Below are 1,721 nucleotides of genomic sequence, written 5' to 3' on the forward strand. Positions count from 1 at the left end.
TTGGCGCCGATCAAGCAGCGCATCGAATGCAGCCAGCATAACGCGAAGACGCCGGGCAGTGATGGCGAAGCCATGACTGCGGCTTCATGTTGCGAGCTGGTGGCGTGGCGAAGACACGGCACAGAACATGGCGCTGATTGCCGAAGGACAAGCAGCCCACTTGGCGGTGGCGCGTGGCACTTTGGCGCCGCGCGGTGGCCAGCAGGCAGCCGAAGGACTGACAGCCAGATTGAGACCGCGAACCGCGCCACGTGGCGAACCAATTGGCGAGTTAGCGCCAGGCCTTGAGCGAAGCCAGCTGGCTGATTAGCCAGGAAGCAACCGAGGCCAGCCAAGCCATTCCCGCATGACGAGCAGAGCAGGGCGCGCGATGCCGCAAAACACGCCCAGAAAATGCTTCCAGAGACCAGCCAAACAGTGGCCTAACGCCCTGGTTAACCGGCGCCGGAAGCCGAAGGCTGGAGGGCACCAACATAAGCCATAAAAATGCCGAAGGCATGGCTTATGTTGGCGTCCGCGTTGAACCTACAGTTAGGCTGGGGCGCGAAGTGGAAGGGCGTGTTGGCTGGTATGGCCTGAATATATAAGGGGGTTGTGCATTGCACAGGCTGTTGGCTTGAGGGTGTCTTCTGAGCTAGTAGCATTGGCATATCTTTGGATCCATGCTTGGGCCTTTTGCAGATGAGGGGCGGCTCTTGTCTGGAACGACTCTTGAGAACAGAGGCTTGCAATGATCTCGGCACTCAGCATGAAGATCTCTTGGTGGAGGTAATGCTGCCAAGATGAGCGTCATGACTAGCATGCAAATGAACATTGCAATCAGAATTGCTAACGGTAATGGAAGCTTGTCAAATTGCCTTCTAATGAAAGAAAGAAACATGGGTGCTCGATGCTTGCTAAGTAGGGCCTAACGCCCAAGGTAAGCGGCGCCGGAAGGAGCGCAGCGAGTGGAGGGCACCAACACTGGCCATGAAGATGCCGAAGGCATGGCCAGTGTTGGCGTCCGCTTGACCGCCGAGTTAGGCCAATGTGCTTGCGCGAAGCGCCCGTGCCCAAGCTCGGTGATGGCGTTACCACTTCCAGAGCGATGGCGTGCGCCGGTGGGCGGACAGCTTTGCAAGGGTGCTCCCAGGTGTACTTTGTTTGGCGCCATGCGGGCGTATCGAATGACACCAGCATAACGCCAAGCAAGGCGCTCAGCCGCTGTGCGCCTTGTTTGCTTGGCCTGGATTGTGTTGATGTAGAGCTGTTGCCTCTCGCCAAACCGGCGCAGCACCAAGGCACAACAGCAAACAAAGTATGGGGTCGAAAAAAACCGCGCTGGCAATCGCGGCCAAGACAAGTGCGGCAGCGATCGCACGCCCAGCATTTGCGGCAATGCGCCGTTCTGGGATAACTCGCAGCAGCTGCGCGCAGCCCAGTAGGGCAATGAGCCCGATCCTAACGCCTTGGCTGTCGACTAGGCGCTGAGCAAGTGTGTTGGCTTGCCAGGAGAACACCATGCCCACTTTCGAGCCGATTTCCAGCACCACCAAGGCCAGAAGAAATGCGCTTAAGTGGACGAGGCTACGGGTGAACATCGCTGCAACAGAGTTGGCCTAACGCCCAGGTTAACCGGCGCCGGAGCGCGAAGCGCGTAGGGCACCAACACTGGCCATCAAAATCGCGAAGCGATGGCCAGTGTTGGCGTCCGCGTTGAACCGACAGTTAGAAATTTCCTG

Annotated in this window: 1 protein-coding gene; it reads right to left on the bottom strand. The window is 58.2% G+C overall.

From position 1 onward, the window contains the following. Nucleotides 1-1,196: 1,196 nt before the first annotated feature. On the bottom strand, nucleotides 1,197-1,580 hold the full coding sequence (locus tag EYS42_RS16810; protein WP_130969365.1) for a hypothetical protein: 384 nt from the start codon (nucleotides 1,578-1,580) through the stop codon (nucleotides 1,197-1,199). Nucleotides 1,581-1,721: the final 141 nt, after the last annotated feature.

The sequence above is a fragment of the Aquabacterium lacunae genome (assembly GCF_004310865.1).
GTDB lineage: Bacteria > Pseudomonadota > Gammaproteobacteria > Burkholderiales > Burkholderiaceae_C > Aquabacterium > Aquabacterium lacunae.